Here is a 24,123-nt window from a genome sequence, read left to right as displayed (position 1 = left end):
CTGGCGGATTACGGGCACACCGAGCCTGGGCGAGGTGCCGAGTGGTGGGGCAAGAGCGTTTTGCTTACTTTTGCGCTTTTCAAAAGTGAGCCGCTGTAAAAGCGGAACCCTAAGTGGCCGTTACCGCAGAAATGGATATGTACACGGTCCAACTGTGTTGACTGTCAGGCCGTCTTCGCAGGCAAGCCAGCTCCCACATTTGGGTCGCGGTGCGTCAGCTGGATCAGCGTCGGCTGTCAGGCCGTCACGGGAGCAAGCTCCCTCGCCACATCATTTGCCAGGGGCCTTTGCATGTATCAATTGATCCTCGGCGGTGCCCGTTCGGGTAAGAGCCGCCTGGCCGAAAAGCTTGCCGCAGAGAGCGGGCTTGCCGTCATTTATATCGCCACCAGCCAACCGCTCGACGGTGAGATGAGCGAGCGCGTCGCGCTGCACCGCCAGCGTCGTCCCGACCATTGGGGCCTGGTTGAAGAGCCCATCGACCTGGCGCGTGTGCTACAGGAAAACGCCGCCACTGATCGCTGCCTGCTGGTGGATTGCCTGACCTTATGGCTCACCAATCTTCTGATGCTCGAAGACCCGGCTCGCCTTGCATCCGAGCGTGATCAACTGTTGCAAACCCTGGCTTCGCTGCCGGGGGAAATCATTTTTGTCAGCAACGAGAACGGCCTGGGTGTCGTGCCGCTGGGCGAATTGACTCGCCGTTATGTGGATGAAGCCGGTTGGCTGCATCAAGCCTTGGCCGAGCAATGTCAGCGCGTTGTGCTGACGGTTGCCGGCCTGCCCCTGACTTTGAAAGGTACTGCGTTATGACCGATTCCTGGTGGCTCAACCCCTGCAAGGCGGTGGATACCACGGCCCACGAACAGGCGCTGGCGCGTCAGCAGCAGTTGACCAAGCCCGCCGGTTCCCTCGGCCAGTTGGAAGCCCTGGCGGTGCGGCTGGCGGGTTTGCAGGGCCAGGTCAAACCGACGGTAGATCACCTGTGGATCGCGATTTTTGCCGGCGATCACGGTGTGGTCGCTGAAGGCGTGTCGGCATTTCCCCAAGAGGTCACCGGGCAGATGCTGCAAAACTTCGTCACCGGTGGCGCGGCGATCAGCGTGTTGGCGCGGCAACTGCAAGCGCAATTGGAGGTGATTGACCTCGGCACGGTCACGCCGTCCCTGGATTTGCCCGGCGTTCGTCACCTGAATATCGGTGCGGGCACGGCTAATTTCGTGCATGGCCCGGCGATGACCCAAGCCCAAGGGCAGTTGGCCTTGCAAGCTGGACGAGACAGCGCACGCCGTGCCCTGGAAAGCGGCGCGCAACTCTTTATCGGCGGTGAGATGGGCATCGGCAATACCACTGCCGCCAGTGCCTTGGCCTGCGCATTGCTGGATTGCCAGGTCACTGACCTCACAGGCCCTGGCACCGGTTTGAATGCCGCAGGGGTCAGCCACAAGGTCGCGGTCATCGAGCGCGCCCTGGGGTTGCACGCCGGTCAGCGCAGCGATGCGTTGCAAACCCTGTTCAATCTCGGCGGTTTTGAAATTGCTGCCTTGGTTGGCGCCTACCTGGCCTGCGCCCAGGAAGGCATCGTGGTGCTGGTGGATGGGTTCATCTGCAGCGTGGCCGCGATGGTGGCGGTGCGCTTGAACCCGGCGTGCCGCGAATGGTTGGTGTTCGGCCATCGGGGGGCCGAGCCGGGCCATCGCCATGTGCTGCACAGCCTCGATGCGCAACCGTTGCTGGAACTGGGCCTGCGCCTGGGCGAAGGCAGCGGCGCGGCGTTGGCGGTGCCTTTGTTGCGCCTGGCGTGTGCGCTGCACGGGCAGATGGCGACCTTCGCCGAAGCCGCCGTGGCGGACCGCCCCGCATGACCTTACGCCTGGACCTGCTGCGTCACGGCGAAACCGAACTGGGCGGAGGCCTGCGTGGCAGCCTGGACGATGCGCTGACCGCCAACGGCTGGCGGCAGATGCGCGACGCAGTGGTGGGGCAGGGGCCGTGGGATCGGCTGATCAGCTCACCGCTGCAACGCTGCGCTCTGTTCGCCCAGGAGTTGGGGGCACAGCTCGATGTGCCGGTGACTCTGGAGGCCGATCTGCAAGAGCTGCACTTCGGCGCGTGGGAAGGGCAGAGTGCGGCCGCGTTGATGGACACCGATGCCCAAGGGCTGGGCTTGTTCTGGGCCAACCCCTATGAATTCACGCCGCCGGAAGGCGAGCCGGTCATCCAGTTTTCCGCGCGCGTGCTTGGCGCTGTCAGGCGGCTGCATCAGGCCTATGCTGGCCAGCGCGTGCTGTTGATCAGCCATGGCGGTGTAATGCGCCTGCTGCTGGCCCAGGCGCGAGGGTTGCCCCGTGAGCAACTGCTGAATGTCGAAGTGGGCCACGGTGCCCTGTTCGGCCTGCAGGTTGCGGCCGATGGCGTGTTGAAGGAAGGGCGCTGATGATGCTGCCGTTCTGGATCGCCCTGCAATTTCTCAGCAGCCTGCCCATTCGCTTGCCGGGCATGCCGCAGCCTCAAGAGCTGGGCCGTTCGTTGCTGTTTTATCCGCTGGTAGGGTTGCTGTTCGGCGTGCTGTTATGGGGCCTCAACCAGGTGTTGCAGGGTACCCCGTTGCTGTTGCACGCCGCGTTGCTGCTCACCGCCTGGGTGCTGCTCAGCGGTGGCCTGCACCTGGACGGGCTGGCCGACAGCGCCGATGCCTGGTTGGGCGGTTTTGGCGACCGGGAGCGCACCCTCAGCATCATGAAAGACCCGCGCAGCGGCCCGATTGCGGTGGTCACCCTGGGGCTGGTGCTGCTGCTCAAGTTCAGCGCGTTGGTGGCGTTGATCGAACAACACAATGGCGCCGCTTTGATCCTGGCGCCTTTGATCGGACGTGCTTCGATGCTGGCGCTGTTTCTCACCACGCGCTATGTGCGGGCGGGCGGATTGGGCCAGGCACTGTCAGATCATCTGCCGCGAATTGTCGGCCAACAGGTGCTGATCCTCAGTGGGTTGGCCTGCATCCTGATCGGTGGTTTCAGCGGCGGCATCGCGGTGTTGCTGGCGGCCCTGTGTTTCGTGTGGCTGCGCCAGTTGATGGTCAAGCGTCTGGGCGGTACCACGGGCGACACTGCTGGCGCACTGCTGGAGCTGCTTGAAGTCGCGGTGCTGGTCGGGCTGGCGTTGTAACGCTTTCTTGCAATTGGTTAACTCCGGGTATATACACGCTCTATGCTTGCCTCCCAATGTTTATGCACCAACCTGCGACGTGCCGCCCGTGGCGTCAGCAGGCACTACGACGGCGCTCTCGACGGCTTCGGGATCAACGTTGCCCAGTATTCTCTGTTGTGCAACCTGCAGCGTCTCGACCAGCCGAGCATTTCCAGCCTGGCGGACGCCATGGGCTTGGATCGCAGCACCCTGGGGCGCAACCTGCGCGTCCTGGAAGGCGAAGGACTGGTGCAGTTGGTGGAGGGCGACGATTTGCGCAACCGCCTGGTGGTGTTGACTGACGCCGGCCATGAACGGCTAGGCGCTGCGTTGCCGGCGTGGGAAGCAGCGCAACAGAAACTGATTGATAAGCTCGGCGCCGAAAAGCGCGAAATGTTGTTGGCCTTGCTGGATGAACTTGCCTGAACGGCGGTTTGTTCGACTACAAGCGGGTATATACCCGCGAACGGAGAATAAGAAATGACCTCGATGTGGCGCACCAGTGGTTGGGTCCTTTTAGGCAGTGCGCTGATCCTGGCGTTGTCCTTGGGCGTACGGCATGGCTTTGGCCTGTTCCTGGCGCCGATGAGCAGCGAATTCGGTTGGGGGCGTGAAACCTTTGCCTTTGCTATCGCCTTGCAGAACCTGATCTGGGGCTTGGCGCAGCCATTTACCGGGGCCTTGGCCGACCGTTTCGGCGCGACCAAGGCGGTGTTTGTCGGCGGGGTGTTGTACGCCGTCGGCCTGGTGCTGATGGGCATGTCCGACTCTGCCTGGTCGCTGTCGTTGAGCGCAGGTTTGCTGATTGGTATTGGCCTGTCCGGCACCTCGTTCTCGGTGATTCTCGGCGTGGTTGGCCGCGCCGTAGCGCCGGAAAAACGCAGCATGGCCATGGGCATTGCCAGCGCCGCCGGCTCGTTCGGCCAGTTCGCCATGGTGCCCGGCACCCTGGGCCTGATTGGCTGGCTCGGCTGGTCGGCCGCCTTGCTGGCGCTGGGCTTGATGGTGGCGCTGATCCTGCCGCTGGTCGCCATGCTCAAGGACCGGCCGCTGGCGGTCACGGTGGGCCAGCAAACCCTGGGCGAAGCGCTGAAAGAGGCCTGCTCCCACTCCGGCTTCTGGCTGCTGTCCTTCGGCTTTTTTGTGTGCGGTTTCCAAGTAGTGTTCATCGGTGTGCACTTGCCGGCATACCTGGTCGACCAGCACCTGCCGGCCACGGTGGGCACCACGGTGCTGGCCTTGATTGGCCTGTTCAACGTATTTGGCACCTACACGGCGGGTTGGCTCGGTGGCCGCATGTCCAAGCCGCGTCTGCTCACCGGCTTGTACCTGTTACGGGCGGTAGTGATTGTGTTGTTCCTGTGGGCGCCGGTCACCGAGGTCACGGCGTATCTGTTTGGCATGGCGATGGGATTCTTGTGGCTGTCCACGGTGCCGCTGACCAATGGCACCGTTGCGACCCTGTTTGGGGTGCGCAACCTCTCGATGCTCGGCGGGATTGTGTTCCTGTTCCACCAGCTTGGCTCGTTCCTCGGCGGGTGGCTGGGCGGGGTGGTCTATGATCGAACCGGTAGCTACGATTTGATCTGGCAGGTGGCAATTTTACTCAGCCTGCTCGCCGCCGCGCTGAATTGGCCGGTGCGTGAGCGGCCGGTGGCACGTATTCAGGCGCAGATGGAGGCGGCATGAGCATGACAGCGCGTCTTATGCTGGTGGCTGTGGGGATGGTGTTATTGCTGCTGGCCTGGTGGGGCTGGCAGCAGGGCGGCCTGGCATTGATGCAACTGGGCATGGCGATCTGCTAAGTTGTGGGTCTGAACTGACTCAAGGACTTTTGACATGCAGATGCGCTGGCTCGCTGTACCCGTCCTGATGGCTATTGGCAGCGTGGCGATGGCCGCCAGTTGCCCACCGTTGCTTGCGGGCCAATTGCCCAAGCTGCGGGCCAAGGAATCCATCGACCTGTGCCAGCAATTCGCTGGCAAGCCCTTGGTGATCGTTAACACAGCGAGCTTCTGCGGCTTTGCCCCACAGTTCAAAGGCCTGGAAGCGTTATATCAGCGCTACAAGGGCCAGGGCCTGGAAGTGATCGGCGTGCCGTCCGATGACTTCAAGCAGGAAGCCAAGACCGGGGAGGAAACCGCCAAGGTCTGCTACGTGAACTATGGCGTGACCTTCACCATGACCGAGCCGCAGAAGGTCAAGGGGCCGGATGCGGTGCACCTGTTCAAGGTGCTTGCACAGCAGGCCGACGCGGCGCCGAAGTGGAATTTCTACAAGTATGTGGTGGATCGCCAGGGCAATGTTGTGGCCAGTTTTTCCAGCCTGACCAAGCCGGACAGTCCGGAGCTGATCAAGGCGGTGGAACAGGCATTGGCTTCCAAACCCTGACCGCCAGCCAAACAAAAGCCCCGACTCCTTCACAGGAGAGCGGGGCTTTTTTATACGACTGCGGTTAGAACTTGTAGGTCATGCCCAAGCCGAAACCGTTGGCGCTGTTTTCATACTTGGCGTTGTAGCTGGCCAATTGGTTGGAGCGTGAAATCTTGACGTCCTCTTCCTTCAGGTAGGAGTAGGCCAGGTCGATGGTCATGTTATCCATGACCTGGTAGCCCAGGCCCAGGCTGAAGATGGTACGGTCGCCGGTCGGGATGCGCGGTGAGCGATCCGTGTTGTTGGTAGGCGACTGGTCGAATGTCAGGCCGGTACGCAGTACCACTTGCTTGGTGAGCTGGTACGAAGTACCCACGGCGTAGGCCCAGGTGTCGTGCCAGTTCTGGTCTTCCTTGATTGTGCTGACCAGGCCTGGGGCAAGCGCGCCGCCAGTAGCGCCGCTGACGCCTTCGTTCTTGACGGTGATGTCTTTGAGGCGGCTCCAGCGTGTCCAGGTTGCACCGGCGTAGAGTTTCCACGCGTCGGTCAGGTCTTGAGTGACGGACAGGTCGTAGGACTCAGGTGTGTCGATTTTCAGCGAGGCGTCATAGCGGTTGCTGCGCAGGAACGGCGAGGTCGCGGTCGGTGCGGTGACTTCGGTGTGGCCGTCCAGCTTGTAGCTGACCTTGGAGTGGTAGGTCAGGCCGACACGGGTGGTATCGGTGGCCTGGACCAGTACGCCGATGTTGAAGCCCAGCGCGGTGTCGTCACCCTTGATCTTGATATTGGTGTCTGGCGCGCGAGGGTTCAGCGTCAGGTCCGATTCCAGGGTACCGGCGATGCGGTTGATGGTCGGGCCAAAACCCACGGAAACGCGATCGTTGAAGGCGTAGCTGACAGTCGGTTGCAAGGTGATGACTTTCACTTCGCTCTTGCTGCCAAAGCCACGGCCCTGGAAGCCGCTTTCGTAGTCGGTCACCAGGCCGAACGGCGCATAGACGCCGAAGCCGACAGCCCACTGGTCGTTAAGTTTATTGGTGTAGAAACCGAAAGGAACGGCGGTGAAAGGCACCATATCGCCTTTGTTGCTGCCAGCGGAGCGGCCGCTGACATTGCTGATATCGGTGGAGGCATCAATGGCTGCAACGCCACCGGTGATCTGTTGGCCTTCCAGACGTGCCATACCGGCAGGGTTACCGAACACAGTACTCGCATCATCGGCAGAAGAAGAGCGACCTGCGAAACCGGTACCCATCCCGCTCACGCTCTGTTCGTTGAGCGCAAAGCCGCTGGCGAACAGTTGGGAGGATGCCATGGCAACGGCGAGGCTAAGTGTGGTCTTGAGCATTACTTTTTTCATTATTAGAACTCCGTGTGATCACCGCTGCGGAAAGTATCAATAAATTTCACATCGCGCTATAGGCTGTAATGCGGGAGATAGAGCGTTTTTGTAGGACAATCAGACCAAAATCGCCGTTTTTTGGCGAATCTTGCAATTTGCCCGGTCAGCAAGCTGCCTGTTTCATTGGGATTACACAGGTTTGCCAGGCTTGGGTGAAATCTCGCAGGCGGCCTTGGGGGTGGAATATTTCTTTCCAGATACGCGCCATGGCCAGTACATCGCCGGGCGCGGGAAGGGCAGGACGATGTTGTTCCACCAGCAACCAGGCGATCGCGGTGGCGTAGCGCAGGTTTACCGTCAGCTCCAACTGGGGCGCGCTGAGGAACGCATGTTGGCTGGCCAGCCCGCGCACCAGGCTGGCGCGTTCCGGGTCCAGCGCCAGGTAGTTATCCCAGAGCGCGCGGTGGCGTGGTTCGGTGATGCTGTAGAGGCCGTGGCCGCGGCGGTCATGCGGCGCCGAGCCCAGTTCTGACTGGCTGGCGGCAATGCCCAGCAGCAGGGATTCGGCTGTCGAGCTGTGGCGGCCGAGGTACATCAGCGTCGGCCTGATCACATAACGACACAATTCACTGGCGGCAATACCCATACGAGCCTCAGTCCTTGCAAAGAGTGGACGAGCCTGAGAAGGGGGGCTTGGCAGCGGTGAATCGGATCTCAGGCCCGTCGTAAGCGGATCACGCCGCTTGAGTTGAAGTGTAGTGTCATATTCACGATGTAAAGGACTGTTTTTAAAACATCTTCTGCAACTGGTTATAACGTTTATATCCATTTGTACTTAGCCCGGCGAACTCAGGGCCAAATTCCAGGCAATAAAAAACCCTGTTATTCAAACAGGGTTTTTGAGGTTTCAGCGACGCGGGTCGATCAGGCAGTCAGTGCCTGACGGGTACGATCGATCACGGCCTGCAGCGGTTCTGCGCTGGAGTATTGATCGGGGTACAGGCGTTCGCTGTGACGAGCGATGCCGTGTTCGTTGACCAGGGTGAAGCTGAAGCAGCCTTTGCGAGCGGCCATGATCAGGCAGTTCATTGGGGCAAAAGCGTTGGTGAGGGTGCGAATGGCATCCTGAGTGTGGATTTGAGCGTTCATATTATTGGTGTTCCTACAAATGACACGGATAAGAACCGTGCAACGTTAAAACGTTCCAGTAACGCTGATCACCATTGATCAAACGAAGAACCCGACTGGAACAAAGCAGCCAGTTTGAAGCGCAATTAAATTTGGCGCGCTTGGGCTGGCAGGTAGGTACTTAGGAGGGCAGGCAACACAACAAGGGCAAAGGTTCTGGGCCCAGGGTGGAGATCCTGATCAATTTGCAGGTTGGTTCGGTCAGAGTATTGGAACTTCGCGCCACCCTTTGCTTGTTCAAAGGCAGTGTCGTCGCAAGGAATACCTGGAAACCATCGAGGTGGCCGATCCCATGTGGTTCAGGGGACGTGTTCGACCAGAATTGACTTTCAGCTTGGTACTAACGCCGCGGATAGTAACGGATTGAAACAGGGAAGGGAAGGCCGATTGCAAAAAAACTTCGTTCAGCCGCCGAGTAACTCGCAATAGACCAGCACGGTCATGGATGCGGCCAAGGCACAGCCCAGACCGTAGGCGGCGAGCGTCAGCCGCAAGGACTGGCCGGTCTCGATCATGCGGATCACATCGCCCATGTCGTTAATTCTGCCATCACTGAGTTCGATGCACAGAATCACGGCGGTAAAGGCGGCCGATAGCAGGATAGCAATAGCAAACAGTGCGCCGTCCGGCGAGGGGAGCGCAGCATTGATCCCAAGCGAGGTCGCGCAGATGGCCAGTAGCAGCCCGGCGAATAACAGAATTCCTTTCATCGGCCCTACTGGTTTGCATTGGCGGTGGCGCAGTGTGGCGAGCCGAGGCAGATTTGAAAAGCCCTCGGGTTTGCGCGCTTAGTAACATGTTTAACCGGTGTTGAATCAAAAAACGCCGACGATATAACCAGCCGATCGGGACTTGTGCACATTTGTGGTCAAGGGTGTAACCCTGCTGCCACGGGTGTGCAAGTGCGCCCATTTGCCTGTAATCAAAATTTAAGTCAATGAAAAATCTCGCTTTTTTTTATTGGTGAAAAAATCGTCAGTTTGACCGCGGCCCCCGTTCCATGGGGCTTTGCGCCTGTTCAAGGGGGGTTGTCCACTGAGTTATCCACAGCTTCTGTGGATTGTCCCGAGCGCTTGCTCTAGGACGGGCGTGCACGGTTTTTTCAGCTTTACCTGTACGAAAAAAAGAGTAGAGTGGCGCGCCTTCCGTTCTGCCCCACAGTGCTTTATGAAGTTTCGCTCAGTATCACCTTCTGTTACCGACACGGCCCAAACTGTTACCGCGCCCAAGCGTTTTTCCTTGAAGGTTGCTTTGTGGCTGCTCGACAGCCCGCGCCTGGGGCAGAGCAACAATATCAAGCATCTCGCCGGACGCTTGCTCAAGCAGCCCGCCCGCGAAGGCGTGGTGGCCGCTCAGAGCCGTCTTGGCCAACTGATGTGCCGCGAGTGCGGAAATGCCCGAGACCGGCGTATCGGCCACGATTTGTTGCGTTCGGCTGCTCGCGCCGGCGACCGTCGCGCCCAGCGCGAACTGGGGCAGGTCGAAGACTGAGCTGTCCTCCGGCCTTAGGCTTGGTTACCCTTGATCTTTTTCGGTGATGGCAGAAATGGCTATGGTGTTTGACTGGACCAGTATCGCCTTGGGTCTTGTGGGCGCAGCCGTGCCGCTACTGGCGCTGTGCTGGCAACTCCAGCGGCGCCTGACCGCACGCACCACCGGCTGGGAGTTGCTGGAGGAGCGCCTGGCGACCGCACAACTGGCCCAGGAAGGGCTCGCCGCGCAACTGGACGCCAGTCGCGATGAGATCAGTGACCTCAGCCAGGCCAATGCCGCCAAACAAGCCGACCTGGCGGCGCTGCGCCGTGAAGTCGAGCTGTTGCAGATCGACCGCGATAACGCCCGCGATGCCGCGCACGCCTGGAACCTCGACCGTAGCGCCAAGGAAACCGAACTGCGTCGCCTCGACGCCTTGGCCGCGGCCCTGAGCGCCGAATTGCGTGAGCAGCAAGAGAGTCATCAGCAACGCCTCACCGACCTGCAAGGCTCACGAGACGAACTGCGTGCGCAATTTGCCGAGCTGGCCGGCAAGATCTTCGACGAGCGTGAGCAACGCTTCGCCGAAACCAGTCAGGAGCGCCTGGGCCAACTTCTGGACCCGCTCAAGGAACGTATCCAGTCCTTCGAGAAGCGTGTCGAAGAAAGCTATCAGAACGAAGCCCGTGAGCGCTTTTCCCTCGCCAAAGAGCTTGAGCGCCTACAGCAATTGAACCTGCGTCTGTCGGACGAAGCCACTAACCTGACCCGCGCTCTCAAGGGCCAGAAAACCCAGGGTAACTGGGGTGAGCTGATTCTTGAACGAGTGCTGGAACACGCGGGCCTGGAGAAGGGCCGTGAGTACCAGACCCAGGTCAGCCTCAAAGGCCCGGATGGCGAGCGTTTCCAGCCCGATGTGCTGATCATGTTGCCGGGCGACAAGCAGGTGGTGGTCGACTCCAAGGTCAGCTTGACCGCCTATCAACAGTACGTGGCGGCGGATGACGAGGTGATTGGCCAGGCCGCGTTGAAGCAACACGTGCTGTCCCTGCGTAATCATGTCAAAGGCTTGGCCGGCAAGGACTACAAGCGCCTGGAGGGTTTGCACAGCCTGGATTTCGTCCTGCTGTTCGTACCGATCGAGGCTGCCTTTTCTGCGGCATTGCAGGCCGAGCCCAACCTGTTCCAGGAAGCCTTCGACCGCCATATCGTAATCGTCAGTCCCACGACCTTGCTCGCCACCCTGCGCGTGATCGACAGCCTGTGGAAGCAGGAGCGCCAGAGCCAGAACGCGCGGGAAATTGCCGAGCGTGCCGGCTGGCTGTATGACAAGTTCGTGCTGTTTATCCAGGACCTGGACGAAGTGGGCAACCGGCTACAACAGTTGGACAAGGCCTACAGCGCGGCGCGCAACAAGCTGACGGATGGGCGTGGGAACCTGGTCAGCCGTACCGAGCAGCTAAGGTTGCTCGGCGCCCGCGCCAGTAAGAGCTTGCCGGCGGATCTGCTGGAGCGGGCGATGACCGATTCGGATGGCGTGGCGCATCTCCCGGAATAATAAATAGGAGTCTAAATTGCTCCCACAAATAGCTCGAATACAGCCCCGTTACAGGGGCAAATGCCTGCTTAACAGCGCCCGCAACGCCGCCGGCTTCACCGGTTTGGCCAAGTAATCCAACCCCGCCCCGTGCACCTCGGCCACCATCTCCGGTCGCCCATCGGCACTGATCACCACACCGGGAATCGGCTCGGCCAGTTGCGCACGCAGCCAGCCCATCAACTCGGTACCGGTTTCGCCGTGGTCCAGGTGGTAATCCACCAACGCCAGTTGCGGGCGGATACCGTCGGCTAGCAGTGCCGCGCATTCGGCCTGGTTGGCGGCCGTCCAGACTTCACAGCCCCAGCGCGTTAGCAGGCTGCGCATGCCGATCAGGATGCTGTCTTCGTTATCCACGCATAGCACCCGTGCGCCACTCAAGGGCAGGCCGGTTTCTGTGGGCGGCTTGGGTTGCACGCTGGCCTGGTTGCGGGCCAGCGGCACGCACACGCTGAAGACGCTGCCTTTGCCCGGCCAGGAGCGCACGCTCAGGCGATGGCCCAGCACGCGGCACAGACCGTCGGCAATCGCCAGGCCCAGGCCCAGGCCCTTTTCGGCACGGGTCTGGTGGCTGTCCAGGCGCTTGAACTCTTCGAAGATCACCTTTTGTTTATCCGGCGCAATGCCAGGGCCGCGGTCCCAGACCTCCAGGCAGAGTTCGCCCTTGCGGCGACGTACGCCTAGCAGCACTGGGCCGTCGGCATAACGGAAGGCATTGGTCAGAAAGTTCTGCAAAATTCGCCGTAAAAGTTTGATATCGCTGTCGACCCGCAAACGGCTGCCGCGCCAGCGGAAGCGCAAGTGTTGCTCCTGGGCCAGCGCCTTGAATTCTGCACCCAGGGTGTCGAACAGCTCGTTGAGGACAAAGGGTTGGCGTTGTGGGTTGATCTTGCCGTTTTCCAGGCGCGAAATATCCAGCAAATCACTGATCAAGTCTTCAGCCGAGCGCAGCGAGCTGTCCAGGTGCTGCACCAATTGCCGTGCCTCACTGGACAGGCCATCGGTCTGGTGGGAGAGGGCGGCGGAAAACAGCCGCGCAGCGTTCAGCGGTTGCATCAGGTCATGGCTCACGGCCGCCAGGAACCGCGTCTTCGACTGGCTGGCGGATTCGGCCACGCCCTTGGCGTCGGTGAGGGCCACGTTCAGTTGCGACAGTTCATGGGTGCGCTCGGTCACCCGCTGCTCCAGGCCCTCGTTGGCTTCGGTCAGTGCTTGTTCGGCTTCGCGGAAGGCGGTGATGTCGGTGAAGCTCATGACAAACCCGCCGCCGGGCATCGGGTTGCCGATCAACTCGATCACCCGGCCATTGGGGAACAAGCGCTCGGAGGTGTGCGCACGCCCCTGGCGCATCCAGTGCAGGCGACGCGCCACGTGCACTTGCGCTTCGCCAGGGCCACACAGGCCGCGCTCGGCGTTGTAGCGAATGATGTCTGCAATGGGCCGGCCGACGCTGATCAAGCCGTCCGGGTAGTTGAACAGTTCCAGGTAACGCCGGTTCCAGGCCACCAGCTTGAGCGACTGGTCCACCACGCTGATGCCCTGGGTGATGTTCTCGATGGCGCCTTGCAGTAGGGCGCGGTTGAACTGCAGCACTTCCGAGGCTTCGTCGGCGATACGGACAACGTCCTCCAGTTGCATTTCCCGCCCTTCGATTGCCGCTTTCACCACCGCCCGCGTCGAGGAGGCCCCGAGTACGCCGGCCAGCAAGCGTTCGGTGTGGGCGATCCAATCGTTATCGGCATTCTGGTTGGGGTTGAAGCCTTTGCCTTGGCGGTAGGCGAAGCGAATAAAGCTCTGCTGGGCCCGTTCTTCCCCGACGAAGCGCGCCGCGAGGCTGAGCAGGTCGCTGATCTGCACCGACAGCATGGAGCGCGCACTCGCACGCTGGTTGATTTCCTGGCCGATAAAACGGCCTGCCTGCCAGTGCTCGGAAACCCGTGTGCGCGACAGCATGGACACCCACACGAAGAGGGTGAAATTCCCCGCCAGGGAGAACACGGTGCCCAAGGTCAGCGACGTGACCGACAGCCCGAACGGGTGGGAATGCATCCAGGTCAGGCCGGGGAAAAGGCTGAGCGACCAGCCCAGACTTTTCGCCGTCACTGGCAAGACCAAGGTGTAGAACCACAGGAAGGTACCGGCGGCCAAACCGGCAAACACCCCACGCCGGTTGGCCTGCTTCCAATAGAGTGCGCCGAGCATCGCTGGGGCCAGTTGGGTCACAGCGGCAAAGGCGATCTGGCCGATGGTCGCCAGGCTGGCAGTGGAGCCCAGCAAGCGGTAGCTCACGTACGCCAGCAGCAGGATGATCACAATGCTCACCCGGCGAACCGACAGCATCCAGTGGCGAAAGACTTCGAATGGCCGCTCGGCGCTGGATCGGCGCAACAGCCATGGCAGCAGCATATCGTTGGAGACCATCGTCGACAGTGCAATGCTCGCCACGATCACCATGCCAGTGGCCGCTGATGCACCGCCAATGAATGCCAGCACGGCGAGGGCAGGATGGGCCTCGGCCATTGGCAGGCTGATCACATAGGAGTCCGGCAGCACTGAGCTGGGCAACAGCATCTTGCCGCCCAAGGCGATGGGCACCACGAACAGTGCCGCGAGGATCAAATAAGCCGGGAACACCCACTTGGCCAGGCGCAAATCCTGGGGGTCGATGTTCTCCACCACCGTCACATGAAATTGTCGCGGCAGGCAGATGATCGCCATCATGGCGACGCCGGTCTGTACCACCATCGAAGGCCAGTTGATGGTCTCTTTCCAGTATTCCTCCAGGCGCGGGGCGAGCATGGCCTGGCTGAACAGATCGCCGAAACCGTCGTACAAGCCGTAGGTGACAAAGGCACCGACGGCGAGAAAAGCGAACAGCTTGACCAGCGACTCAAACGCAATCGCCAGCACCATGCCGCGGTGGTGTTCGGTGGCGTCGAGGTTGCGTGTGCCGAACACGATGGTAAACAGCGCCAGCACCAGCGACACGATCAAGGCCGTGTCCTGGGCGCGGGTGCCGGTGGTGTCGGGGCCGGCGCCGATCAGCAGGTTCACGCCCAGTACGATGCCTTTGAGCTGCAGCGCGATATAGGGCAGCACGCCCACCAGGCAAATAAGTGCCACCACCACCGCCAGGGACTGGGACTTGCCGTAGCGGGCAGCGATAAAGTCGGCGATGGAGGTAATGTTTTCCTGCTTGCTGATCAGGATCATCTTCTGCAGCACCCAGGGTGCCAGCACCAGCAACAGCACAGGTCCCAGGTAGATCGGCAAGAATGCCCACAGTTGTTCGGCGGCTTGGCCTACGGCGCCGAAGAAGGTCCAACTGGTGCAGTACACCGCCAGTGACAGGCTATACACCCAGGCACGCACGCGCGGTGGCAGCGGCGCATGGCGGCGGTCACCGTAAAAGGCGATGGCAAACATAGTGGCCATATAGGCCAGGGCAACGGCGGCGATCAGCCCGCTGGACAGCGTCATGGTAACTCCGAGCATAAGAACACCCGGGCATTCCAGGCCCGGTTGGACAGTCTCGCATGATGCCTGGTGTTAGTCAGTGTCGACCAAGGTCGTGTGGGATCGAATGTCGCAGGTGGCGCTCAGCGTGGCGGCAGGGTTTTCTGGCGCAGGATGTAGATCGTCACCAGCACCGCACTGGTCAGCATAAAGCCCCGTGCCCATGGCAGCGGCACCAGGTAGCAGGAAATCGAGATGCTCAACCACATCAAGCCAATGGCGTAGACCTTGCCTTTGAGCGGGATGCCATTGCCGTCCAGGTAATCGCGCACCCATGGCCCCAGGCGCGGGTGTTCCACCAGCCAGTGGTAGAAGCGCGGGGAGCTGCGAGCGAAACAGGCGGCGGCGAGTAACAGGAAGGGCGTGGTCGGCAGCACAGGTAGGAAAATGCCGATGACTCCCAGCGCTACGCTTAGCCAGCCGATGGCCAGCAGCGCGTAGCGCAGGAGCAGTGGACGGTTGCCCATGGGTGCCACGGGCAAGCCACTCAGTGGTGACGTGGCTTGAGGATCGCCGGTTTTTCGTCAGGCGCGTTGCACAGCAGGTACAGCGCGGTGAGGGCTTCCGGGATCTGCACGATCATGTCGTCCATCAGGTTGGCGTCGGCGGCGATGTCGGAGAACTCTGCTTCCTCTTCGAACAGGCCTGAGCCGACCATGATCGGCAGCAGCATTTCGCTGACTTCTTCTTCGGCGGTTTCGAACCAGGCGGCTTCGCGCAGGAACACGCCTTCCATGAAGCCGATGCACCAGCCGCGCAGGTCGGAGTCATCAGGGTCGTCGCCCAGGTCCAGCTCGCACGGCAGCTCGAACTCTTCGTCGGAGGCCAGTTGGCGGGCGATGTGGGCCTTGAGGGCGATCAGGGTGGATTCGATTTCTGCGCGCTGGGCGTCGTCGCTGTAGTGAGGCTCTTCAGCGAACAGCGCGTCGATCCATTCACGGTCCGGGACGGGGTCGGAGCAGATCGACAGGGCGGTCAGGTAGCCGTGGGCGGCCACGTAGTCCAGCGCCTCGTCATGCAGCTCATCGGCGTCGAGGAAGGCTTGCAGGCGGGTTAGTTGCTCAGCGAAGGACATTGAAGGGCTACCTTGGGAATAAACGATGCTGAATTCTAGGCTTTCTTGAGCGCCCAGGCCAGCCGCACGGCATATTTGCCCGGTTTTAGCCTGGTGCGTCTATTCGTCAGTCGCGCCCTTTGGTGGATAACGCTCGGGTATACTGCCGCGTTTTGTGATGCCCCTACAGGCCCAGCGCCAATCCGGGAAAACTTCGCTTACGGATTATTTTTCGTGAACGGGGATTTTTTCGGCCAGCCTGTATAGAGGGGTTTTCGGCACCATTTTGGAGTTTTACATGCTCGAGCAGGCTCAACGCGTCCTCAAGGACATCTTCGGCTACGACAGTTTTCGTGGCCGCCAGGGTGCGATCATTGAGCGCGTGGCCAGTGGCGGCGATGCCCTGGTACTGATGCCTACCGGTGGCGGCAAGTCGCTGTGCTTCCAGGTGCCGGCGCTGTTGCGCAATGGCCTGGCCGTGGTGGTGTCGCCGCTGATTGCGTTGATGGACGATCAGGTCGCCACCCTTGAAGAACTCGGTGTCGCCGCCGCGTCGTTGAACTCCACTCTCAGCGCCGAGCAGCAGCGCGACCTGGCCGCACGCATCAAGCGTGGCGAGGTGAAAATGCTCTACCTGGCGCCGGAGCGCCTGGTGCAGCCACGCATGCTGGCTTTTTTGCAGAGCCTGGAAATCGCCCTGTTCGCCATTGACGAAGCCCACTGTGTGTCGCAATGGGGTCACGATTTCCGTCGCGAATACCTGCAGCTTGGCCAATTGGCCGAACTGTTTCCCGATGTGCCGCGTATCGCGCTGACCGCCACCGCCGACAAGCGGACCCGCGAAGAGATCGTCGAGCGCCTGCATTTGCAGAACGCCGAGCGCTTCCTGTCGAGTTTTGACCGGCCCAATATTTTCTACCGCATCGTGCCCAAGGAGCAGCCACGCAAGCAGTTGCTGGCGTTCCTGTCCGAGCGGCGCAGTGACGCGGGCATCGTGTACTGCCTATCGCGCAAGAAAGTCGACGAGGTCGCGGCGTTCCTCTGTGAACAAGGCTACCCGGCACTGCCTTACCATGCCGGCCTGCCCAATGAAACGCGATCAGCGCACCAGAAGCGCTTCCTGAACGAGGAAGGCCTGATCATGGTGGCAACCATCGCCTTTGGCATGGGCATCGACAAATCCAACGTGCGTTTCGTGGCGCACATGGACCTGCCCAAGTCCCTTGAGGCCTATTACCAGGAAACCGGGCGTGCCGGCCGCGATGGCCTGCCGGCGGATGCCTGGATGGTCTACGGACTGCAAGACGTGGTGATGCTCAAGCAGATGCTGCAGAACTCCGAGGGCGACGAGCGCCACAAACGCCTGGAACAGCACAAGCTCGATGCCATGCTCTCGTTGTGCGAAGAGACCCGCTGCCGCCGCCAGACCCTGCTGGCGTATTTCGACGAAGACATGCCTGAACCCTGCGGCCACTGCGATAACTGCATCGACGGCGTACAAACCTGGGACGCCACCGAGCCGGCGCGCCAGGCGTTGTCGACGATCTATCGCACCGGCCAGCGTTATGGTGTGGGCCATCTGGTGGACGTACTGCTGGGCAAGGACAATGAAAAAATCCGCAGCTTCGGCCACGAGAAACTCTCGGTGTACGGTGTCGGCAAAGCTCGCGCCGAAGGTGAGTGGCGTTCGCTGTTTCGCCAGATGGTTGCCCGTGGGCTGGTCGACATCGATATCGAAGGCTACGGCGGGCTGCGCCTGAATGATAGTTGCCGGCCCTTGCTCAAGGGCGAAGTGAGCCTGGAACTGCGCCGTGACCTCAAGCCGCAGACCACCGCCAAAAGCAGCAGTACTAGCCAGGCCAGCCAACTGGTGCGGGGTGAAGAACGCGAACAGTGGGAAGCCTTGCGCACCCTGCGGCGCAAACTGGCGCAGGAGCACAGCGTGCCACCCTACGTTATCTTTCCCGACTCCACCTTGCTGGAGATGCTCCGCGAGCAGCCCACCACCATGGCCGAGATGGCCCGGGTCAGCGGTGTGGGCGCGCGTAAACTGGAACGCTACGGCCAGGCCTTCCTGGAAGTGCTCGGCGGCCAGGCCGAAGCGCCGAAGGAAATCGCCGATATTCGCCACGAACTGATCAGCCTGGCCCGCGCCGGCATGACCCCGATCCAGATCGCCGGCCAGCTGCAATGCTCGGAAAAAAACGTATACACCTTGCTCGCCGAAGCCATCGGCAAGCAGCAATTGTCCCTGGAGCAGGCCCTTGATTTGCCTGAAGATTTGCTCGGTGAAATCCAGGACGCTTTTCTCGATGGAGAAGGCGAATTGCCAGCTGTCACGGAGATTGCGCCGTTATTTACCGGGCGTGTTCCGGAAGGCGTTTTGTACTGCGTGCGTGCTGCTTTGCAGTCGGAATTCGAAATTTAGTGTGCCAATTACGACAATGTAACGAATCAGTACATAGCGGGCCTTGCCTACTGACAGGGCTCATGCTTAGCTGACTAATAATTAGCCATACTTTATTTTCAGTCTTAAACATGAGTTTTTTATGCCGTTAACCGATCAACACCGTTTTGGCATGCAGTTGGCGCAAATGTCCCGAGGTTGGCGCGCCGAACTGGATCGCCGGCTGGCGGGGCTGGGCTTGTCCCAGGCGCGCTGGCTGGTGCTGTTGCACCTGGCCCGTTTTGTCGAAGCACCCACCCAGCGTGAATTGGCCCAGAGTGTCGGCGTGGAAGGGCCCACCCTGGCTCGTCTGCTCGACAGCCTCGAGGGCCAGGGCCTGGTGCAACGCCAGGCCGTAGTAGAAGACCGTCGTGCCAAACGTATCCTGCTGTGCGACACCGCCCAACCGTTGATCGACCAGATCGAAACCATCGCCACGGCGTTGCGCCATGAGTTGTTCGTGGGCGTGAATGAGGAAGACCTGCGGGTGTGCATGCGGGTGCATGAGCACATCCTGGCGAACCTGGAAAAGTCCTGATCTAAATAATGTGGGAGCTGGCTTGCCTGCGATGACGGACATTCAGTCAAGGGATTAGCTGGCTGACGCACCGCTATCGCAGGCAAGCCAGCTCCCACATTGGGTTTAGTGTTCGGCTTCTTAGAACGTCTGGCCCAGGTTCAAGTACACCGCCTTCTGATTATCATCATTGAACCCATAGCTGAAATTCAGCGGCCCCAAGGGTGTATCAAACCCCAGGAAAATACTCGCCGCGTTGATATAGCCGCTGTCGAACTCGTTATCGTTGTTCCACGCCCGACCCCGTTCCAGGGATGCACCCAGGTACAACGGGAAGTCCAGAGGCAGGTAAGAGCGCGGGGTGAGCCTGCGGTAGTACACCGCGCGCATCAGGCTGATGTTCTGCCCCGAAATCGCATCCTGGCGGAAGCCTGATAATTGCCGTGCGCCTCCTAGCAGGAAGCTGGAAATCACCACATCCGAATCGTCCAGGGTGCGCCCATAGCGGCCGCCCAGTATCAGGGTGTCCGGGCCGTGGCTCATGGCCTTGTCCAGCTTGAATTCCCACTGGCGGTAGCGCTGGTCCGAGCCCAGGCCAGGTTCGAACTCGCGAAAGGCCAGGCCGATGTCTTCGCCGCTGTGGGGGAAGTACACGTTGTCCAGGGAGTCGAAGGAATATTTGAGTTCATAGAAGCCTTCGCTGAAGCTCACGCTTGGCAGATCGCGGTCGCCAATGCGCACGTCCGCCTTGCCCCAGGCTTCGCCCACGCCAAAGCGGATCTCGCCGCTGTTGCCGATCTGCCGGCCCACGTTCAAACCGAAGCCATAGCGTTCCAGGCGGTATTCGGAGATGGGGTCGTTATCCAGGATCAGCTCGACGTTCTGCGCCTCGGCCCTGATGTAGGGGGCCACAAAGTAGCGTGAGCCGGTGTCCATGGGTTGGTAGAACTCACTGTAGAGCTCCTGCCGATCACCGATCTGCACCCGTGTGAGCCATTCCGCGCCGAGGCGGTTGATGCCGTTCACGCGGTAACTGGCGCCGAGGTTGAAGGCGCTGTCGCCGCGCATGTCGTCCGAGAGGTTCAAGCCCAGGCGCAGGTAGTCGGTGCCGCTGCGCTTGCCGCGTGCGCTGATCACCAGGGTGTTGTCCTGGCCTTTTTTTACCACGCGGTATTGCACCTGCTCGAAGTAATCCAGGCCGTACAGGGTGCCCATGTCTGATTGCAGGCGGCCCAGGTTCAACGGTTCTCCCAGCCCCTGGCGAATGTAGTAGCGGATAACGTCATCGCTGACTTTGGAGTCGTTCTCCACCTGGATTGCGGTGATTACCGGGGTGCGTTCGCCCGGTGTGCGGGCGGCTATCAGGTCGGCGTCGATGGGTTCGGCAGGGCGCAGGTGTGCCAGGCGCACGTCGAGGGCACGGGTGGCGCGGTAGCCGGCATCGATCATGTCCTTGGCGCGGCCAAAGTCGGTGACGCCATAAGCGGCCAGCGGCGGTTGGATCAACACGTCCTTGGGGTTCAGGGCCTTGAGTTGTTCCTCGGAGTTACGCCGGGTCATCAGGGTGATGGACTGGTTGAGCACGTCCACCACGGTGGCCAGTTGTTTGCGCGAGCGCAGCGGGGTGCCGATGTCGACCACGATAGCAATATCGACGCCCATCTCCCGCGCCACATCCAACGGGATGTTGTCGGTCATACCGCCGTCCACCAGCAGGCGGCCATCCAGCTCCACCGGGGCGAACACCGCGGGAATCGACATGCTGGCGCGTATCACCTGGGGCAGGTGGCCTTTGCTGAAGACTACTTTTTCGCCGGTGGTGATGTCGGTGGCCACGGCGCGGAATGGGATCGGCAGCTTGTCGAAATTACGCGTGTTGCTGCTGTGGGCGAACATGCTTTCCAGCAGCAACGCCAGGTTCTGGCCCTGGATCACGCCCAGCGGCAGGCCGAGGCTGCCATCGTCGCGGAAACTGAGTTTTTGTTTGACCAGGAAATCCCGGTCGTCCTGTTTGCGCCGAAACGGTACATCTTCACGCGGTGGCGCGTCGGACAGGGCCTGCTGCCAGTCGATCCCCAGCGCCAACTTCTCCAGCTCGTCAATTTTGTAGCCCGACGCATACAACCCGCCAATCACCGCGCCCATACTGGTGCCGGCAATCGCATCGATATGAATACCTTGCTCTTCAAGCGCCTTGAGCACGCCGATATGCGCCAGGCCACGGGCGGCGCCGCCGGACAGCACCAGGCCGATTTTCGGGCGGGGGGCTTCTACCGCGTCGGCAAGTAGGGGGACAAGGCACAGGAACAGGCAAGACAGCAGGCGGCGCATCATCAATCTCGTGGCTGGGCGACAAAGGCCGCTATTATAGCCACCCGATTCGCTGAGCCTGTTACGCCAGGAGCCGCTTAATGATGTCTGCATGCAAACCCGAGATCGTGATCACCTATTGCACCCAGTGCCAGTGGTTGCTGCGCGCCGCGTGGCTGGCCCAGGAGCTACTCAGCACCTTTGCCGATGACTTGGGGCGCGTGGCACTGGAACCGGCCACCGGCGGGGCCTTTCGCATTACCTGCGATGGCGTGCAGATTTGGGAGCGCAAGGCCGATGGCGGTTTTCCCGAGGCCAAGGTGCTCAAGCAGCGAGTGCGCGACCAGATCGACCCGCAGCGCGACCTCGGGCATAACGACCGTACCGTCTGAAGTCAGGCCGGCGCCGGTTGCTTGGCCTGGCTGGCGCTGCCCATCAGGCCGGAGAGCACGATGGCGACGATGATCAAGGCGCCGCCCAGCAGCATGCGCAGGGTCGGGGTTTCGGCAAACAACAGCCAGGCCACGGTGATGCCGTAGACCGGTTCCATCGCAAACACCACCGACGCGGTGCGCGCCTTGATCACCGCAAGGCTGGCGACAAACAGGCTGTGGGCCAGGCCGGTACAAAACACCCCCAGCAGCCCGATCCACAGCCAATCTATCCCTCGCACATCCGCCAACCCCGGCGCGGCCACGGGCAGCAGGAGCGCGGCGACCACGACGTTCTGGCACAGCGCGGCCTGTACCGCAGGAATGCGCCCTGAACTGGCGCGATTGTTCAGCGACAACAACGAGAACAACAGGCCCGAGGCGATGCCCCACAGCAGCCCGCCCGTGGCCTCGCTGGCGAGATTGAAATCCGGGGTCACAAGCACCAGGCCAACGGTGACCAGCACCACCAGCAGCACTTCATTGGCGCGAATGCGCTCGCGGAAAATCAGCCCCTCAAGGATTACGGTAAAGGCCGGAAATGCGGTGAACCCCAGGGTCGCCACGGCCACACCCGCGACTTTGACAGCGATAAAGAACGTCACCCAATGGGCGGCCAGCACGACGCCGCTGACCAGCAGGCGACGCCAGTCACGCATCTCCAGTTTTTTCCAGGGAGCGTTGCTGGCAAAGCGGGCGAATACCGCCAGGGCCAGCACGGCAAACGCGGCCCGGCCGAATACGATGATGGCAGGGGAGGCCGCCGCCAGCTTGCCGAATACGCCGGTGAGGCCAAACATCAGTGCGCCGATATGCAGGGCGCCAAGGGCTGAGCGGGGAGTCATTGCGATCCTTGATCCAACAGGGGGTGACAGCCTCGCAGTCTAGAGGGTTGGAGGATGGGCGTCTGTCGCGGGCCGGGTGATTTTTAGCGCAAGACTCTTGCTAGCCCGCCCGACGCAACGCCCCGGGCGAGGCGCCAAAGGCCCGTAGCATGGCCGCGCAAAATGCACTTTGCGAGGCGTAGCCGACGCGCTCGGCAATCTCGCCGATGGGCAGGGAGGTTTCGCGTAAAAGCCTGAGCGCCATATGCAAGCGACGACTGCGTAGATAGTCCATCGGCGTTTGCCCGCACTCAGCCATAAACCGTGCATGCAGGCGCGGCACGGACAAATCGGCAATCCGTGCCAGGTCGGCCACCTGGAGCGGACGCGCCGCATGGCGCTCGATATGGCTATTGAACGCGGCATAAGGCAGACGCCGGCCAGGCAGCGGTTGACCCTGAGGGTGGTTGAGGCTGGCCAGTAACAACACGGCGCCTTGCTGGACGATCAGCGGGTCGTGCACCGGGCTTTGTGCCAGCCACTGCACCAACTGGTGTTGCCGGGCATCCAGCGCCAGGCGTGCGGGTTGGTCGAGCAAGCGGCGGCTGGCATCGGCATGTTCGCCCAAGGATTGCACCACCCAGTGCTCGGTCGGCACATCCAGCACCAGGCAGCGGCTGCCATCGCGGCTGATGCAGGCGTGGTGGGTGGAGAAGGGCAGCACCATCACGCTGCTTTCGCGCACCTGGCTGCCACGGCCATCGACTTCCAGGTCCAGGTGCCCGGAAAGGCCGAACACCAACTGCGCATGGTCATGGCTGTGGGCAATGGGCGCTTCGAGGTAGTGGCGTAGCGTGAGGGTCGGGCTCATCGCGGTCTCCAGGGCGGCAAGCTGTCAGTCTACAACGCTTGGCGAGCGACGGGCGCTGTCATCAGACTGACGCACGCTTGTCATGGACTATTAATCGCCAAGGCGCAAGCTCGCCAAAACAGCGTCGAGGGATGCCCATGACCCGTGCCGAGTTCACCAAGCCCAGCCGCAAGCAACGGGTGCGAACCCTGTGGATTTCCGACGTGCACCTGGGCACTCGGGATTGCCAGGCCGAACACCTGTCGCACTTTCTCAAGGGCTACCACGCCGACAAGGTCTACCTGGTCGGTGACATCATCGACGGTTGGAAACTGCGCGGTGGCATGTATTGGCCCCAGGCCCACACCAACGTGATCCGCCGCTTGCTGACCATGGCCAAACGTGGCACCGAGGTGATCTATGTCACCGGCAACCATGACGAGTTCCTGCGTCGCTATTCCAAGCTGATCCTGGGCAATATCCAATTGGTCGATGAGGCTGTACACGTCACCGCCGACGGCCGCCACTTGCTGGTGATTCATGGCGACCAGTTTGATGTGATCACGCGCTATCACCGCTGGCTCGCCTTCCTCGGCGACTCGGCCTACGAATTCACCCTGACGCTGAACCGCTGGCTGAACCACTGGCGTGCGCGGTATGGCTACGGTTACTGGTCGCTGTCGGCGTACCTGAAACACAAGGTCAAGACGGCAGTGAGTTTTATCAGCGATTTCGAAGAGGCGATTGCCCACGAGGTGACCAAGCGTGAATTGCACGGGGTGGTGTGCGGGCATATTCACCATGCCGAGATTCGCAAGGTGGGCGAGGTGGATTACCTCAACTGCGGGGATTGGGTGGAGTCGTGCACGGCCTTGATCGAGCACTGGGATGGGCATATCGAGTTGTATCGGTTGGCGGATGCGCAGGCCAAAGAGGTACTGCTAAAGGCCGAAATGGTCGCTGGCTGAAGCCCTGCATGCTTATAAAAGTGGGCGCTGGCTAGGTATCGCACA

Annotated in this window: 23 protein-coding genes; 13 read left to right on the top strand and 10 right to left on the bottom strand. The window is 61.2% G+C overall.

Going from position 1 to position 24,123, the window contains the following annotated elements; translation table 11 throughout:
- Positions 1-291: 291 nt before the first annotated feature.
- The 7 genes from cobU to JMV15_RS14960 all read left to right on the top strand — a co-directional run bounded on the left by cobU (position 292) and on the right by JMV15_RS14960 (position 5,580).
- Positions 292-813 (top strand): bifunctional adenosylcobinamide kinase/adenosylcobinamide-phosphate guanylyltransferase, encoded by a 522-nt coding sequence (gene cobU / locus JMV15_RS14990; RefSeq protein ID WP_038451072.1) that lies wholly within the window; start codon positions 292-294, stop codon positions 811-813.
- Entirely contained in the window at positions 810-1,865 is a 1,056-nt protein-coding gene (cobT, locus tag JMV15_RS14985) for a nicotinate-nucleotide--dimethylbenzimidazole phosphoribosyltransferase (RefSeq protein WP_014719386.1), read from the top strand. Before cobU ends, cobT begins: the two co-directional genes overlap by 4 nt.
- Positions 1,862-2,437 carry an alpha-ribazole phosphatase family protein gene (cobC, locus tag JMV15_RS14980; RefSeq protein ID WP_014719385.1) on the top strand — a complete coding sequence of 192 codons (576 nt, stop codon included), beginning with the start codon at positions 1,862-1,864 and terminating at the stop codon, positions 2,435-2,437. Before cobT ends, cobC begins: the two co-directional genes overlap by 4 nt.
- Before the next feature lie 2 nt (positions 2,438-2,439).
- The gene (locus JMV15_RS14975) at positions 2,440-3,168 is read left to right on the top strand and encodes an adenosylcobinamide-GDP ribazoletransferase (RefSeq protein WP_038452232.1); all 729 of its coding nucleotides are present in this window, start codon (positions 2,440-2,442) and stop codon (positions 3,166-3,168) included.
- 42 nt (positions 3,169-3,210) lie between these two features.
- Complete coding sequence (locus tag JMV15_RS14970; RefSeq protein ID WP_014719383.1) at positions 3,211-3,615, top strand: MarR family winged helix-turn-helix transcriptional regulator; 405 nt, start codon at positions 3,211-3,213, stop codon at positions 3,613-3,615.
- A 54-nt stretch (positions 3,616-3,669) separates the two neighbouring features.
- Entirely contained in the window at positions 3,670-4,878 is a 1,209-nt protein-coding gene (locus tag JMV15_RS14965; RefSeq protein ID WP_014719382.1) for an MFS transporter, read from the top strand.
- Positions 4,879-5,028: 150 nt separating this feature from the next.
- Positions 5,029-5,580 (top strand): glutathione peroxidase, encoded by a 552-nt coding sequence (locus tag JMV15_RS14960; protein ID WP_014719380.1) that lies wholly within the window; start codon positions 5,029-5,031, stop codon positions 5,578-5,580.
- Between the two features lie 64 nt (positions 5,581-5,644).
- On the opposite strand, the gene JMV15_RS14955 is transcribed toward JMV15_RS14960, so the two are convergent.
- The 4 genes from JMV15_RS14955 to JMV15_RS14940 all read right to left on the bottom strand — a co-directional run bounded on the left by JMV15_RS14955 (position 5,645) and on the right by JMV15_RS14940 (position 8,802).
- Positions 5,645-6,922 carry an OmpP1/FadL family transporter gene (locus JMV15_RS14955; protein ID WP_003193026.1) on the bottom strand — a complete coding sequence of 426 codons (1,278 nt, stop codon included), beginning with the start codon at positions 6,920-6,922 and terminating at the stop codon, positions 5,645-5,647.
- Positions 6,923-7,067: 145 nt separating this feature from the next.
- Complete coding sequence (locus tag JMV15_RS14950) at positions 7,068-7,550, bottom strand: hypothetical protein (RefSeq protein WP_201491701.1); 483 nt, start codon at positions 7,548-7,550, stop codon at positions 7,068-7,070.
- Between the two features lie 278 nt (positions 7,551-7,828).
- Positions 7,829-8,053 (bottom strand): hypothetical protein, encoded by a 225-nt coding sequence (locus tag JMV15_RS14945; protein WP_003193022.1) that lies wholly within the window; start codon positions 8,051-8,053, stop codon positions 7,829-7,831.
- A 443-nt stretch (positions 8,054-8,496) separates the two neighbouring features.
- A complete protein-coding gene (locus tag JMV15_RS14940; protein WP_014719378.1) occupies positions 8,497-8,802 on the bottom strand; it encodes a hypothetical protein in 306 nt (101 codons plus the stop codon).
- A gap of 457 nt (positions 8,803-9,259) precedes the next feature.
- Between JMV15_RS14940 and JMV15_RS14935 the strand changes: the two genes are divergently transcribed.
- Positions 9,260-9,583 carry an SEL1-like repeat protein gene (locus JMV15_RS14935; protein ID WP_038451067.1) on the top strand — a complete coding sequence of 108 codons (324 nt, stop codon included), beginning with the start codon at positions 9,260-9,262 and terminating at the stop codon, positions 9,581-9,583.
- A 175-nt stretch (positions 9,584-9,758) separates the two neighbouring features.
- Positions 9,759-11,123: a DNA recombination protein RmuC gene (rmuC, locus tag JMV15_RS14930; RefSeq protein WP_169918249.1), complete on the top strand. Its 1,365-nt coding sequence runs from the start codon at positions 9,759-9,761 to the stop codon at positions 11,121-11,123.
- Positions 11,124-11,171: 48 nt separating this feature from the next.
- Here the strand turns inward: rmuC and JMV15_RS14925 are convergent, their stop codons facing one another.
- The 3 genes from JMV15_RS14925 to JMV15_RS14915 all read right to left on the bottom strand — a co-directional run bounded on the left by JMV15_RS14925 (position 11,172) and on the right by JMV15_RS14915 (position 15,753).
- A complete protein-coding gene (locus tag JMV15_RS14925) occupies positions 11,172-14,642 on the bottom strand; it encodes a hybrid sensor histidine kinase/response regulator (RefSeq protein ID WP_038451065.1) in 3,471 nt (1,156 codons plus the stop codon).
- Between the two features lie 119 nt (positions 14,643-14,761).
- Complete coding sequence (locus JMV15_RS14920) at positions 14,762-15,145, bottom strand: YbaN family protein (protein WP_019818414.1); 384 nt, start codon at positions 15,143-15,145, stop codon at positions 14,762-14,764.
- A 20-nt stretch (positions 15,146-15,165) separates the two neighbouring features.
- Positions 15,166-15,753, bottom strand: coding sequence for a UPF0149 family protein (locus JMV15_RS14915; RefSeq protein WP_019818413.1), 588 nt, complete (start codon positions 15,751-15,753; stop codon positions 15,166-15,168).
- Positions 15,754-16,030: 277 nt separating this feature from the next.
- On the opposite strand from JMV15_RS14915, the gene recQ reads away from it, so the two are divergent.
- Together recQ and JMV15_RS14905 are read left to right on the top strand one after the other, a co-directional pair.
- Complete coding sequence (gene recQ, locus JMV15_RS14910; protein ID WP_014719373.1) at positions 16,031-18,160, top strand: DNA helicase RecQ; 2,130 nt, start codon at positions 16,031-16,033, stop codon at positions 18,158-18,160.
- A gap of 121 nt (positions 18,161-18,281) precedes the next feature.
- On the top strand, positions 18,282-18,716 hold the full coding sequence (locus tag JMV15_RS14905) for a MarR family transcriptional regulator (protein ID WP_003193007.1): 435 nt from the start codon (positions 18,282-18,284) through the stop codon (positions 18,714-18,716).
- A gap of 120 nt (positions 18,717-18,836) precedes the next feature.
- Here the strand turns inward: JMV15_RS14905 and JMV15_RS14900 are convergent, their stop codons facing one another.
- The gene (locus JMV15_RS14900; RefSeq protein ID WP_032903134.1) at positions 18,837-21,026 is read right to left on the bottom strand and encodes a patatin-like phospholipase family protein; all 2,190 of its coding nucleotides are present in this window, start codon (positions 21,024-21,026) and stop codon (positions 18,837-18,839) included.
- An 83-nt stretch (positions 21,027-21,109) separates the two neighbouring features.
- On the opposite strand from JMV15_RS14900, the gene JMV15_RS14895 reads away from it, so the two are divergent.
- Entirely contained in the window at positions 21,110-21,397 is a 288-nt protein-coding gene (locus tag JMV15_RS14895) for a SelT/SelW/SelH family protein (RefSeq protein ID WP_014719371.1), read from the top strand.
- A 2-nt stretch (positions 21,398-21,399) separates the two neighbouring features.
- Here the strand turns inward: JMV15_RS14895 and JMV15_RS14890 are convergent, their stop codons facing one another.
- Together JMV15_RS14890 and JMV15_RS14885 are read right to left on the bottom strand one after the other, a co-directional pair.
- The gene (locus JMV15_RS14890; protein WP_019818408.1) at positions 21,400-22,281 is read right to left on the bottom strand and encodes a DMT family transporter; all 882 of its coding nucleotides are present in this window, start codon (positions 22,279-22,281) and stop codon (positions 21,400-21,402) included.
- Between the two features lie 100 nt (positions 22,282-22,381).
- Positions 22,382-23,131, bottom strand: a complete 750-nt coding sequence (locus JMV15_RS14885; protein ID WP_014719369.1) for an AraC family transcriptional regulator — start codon at positions 23,129-23,131, stop codon at positions 22,382-22,384.
- Between the two features lie 137 nt (positions 23,132-23,268).
- On the opposite strand from JMV15_RS14885, the gene JMV15_RS14880 reads away from it, so the two are divergent.
- Complete coding sequence (locus JMV15_RS14880) at positions 23,269-24,078, top strand: UDP-2,3-diacylglucosamine diphosphatase (protein ID WP_201491698.1); 810 nt, start codon at positions 23,269-23,271, stop codon at positions 24,076-24,078.
- The last annotated feature ends 45 nt before the right edge of the window (positions 24,079-24,123 follow it).

The sequence above is a fragment of the Pseudomonas paracarnis genome (assembly GCF_904063055.1).
Classification (GTDB): domain Bacteria; phylum Pseudomonadota; class Gammaproteobacteria; order Pseudomonadales; family Pseudomonadaceae; genus Aquipseudomonas; species Aquipseudomonas paracarnis.
The sequence above is the reverse complement of the archived record's forward strand: the minus strand, read 5'-3'. Positions and strand labels throughout refer to the sequence as shown.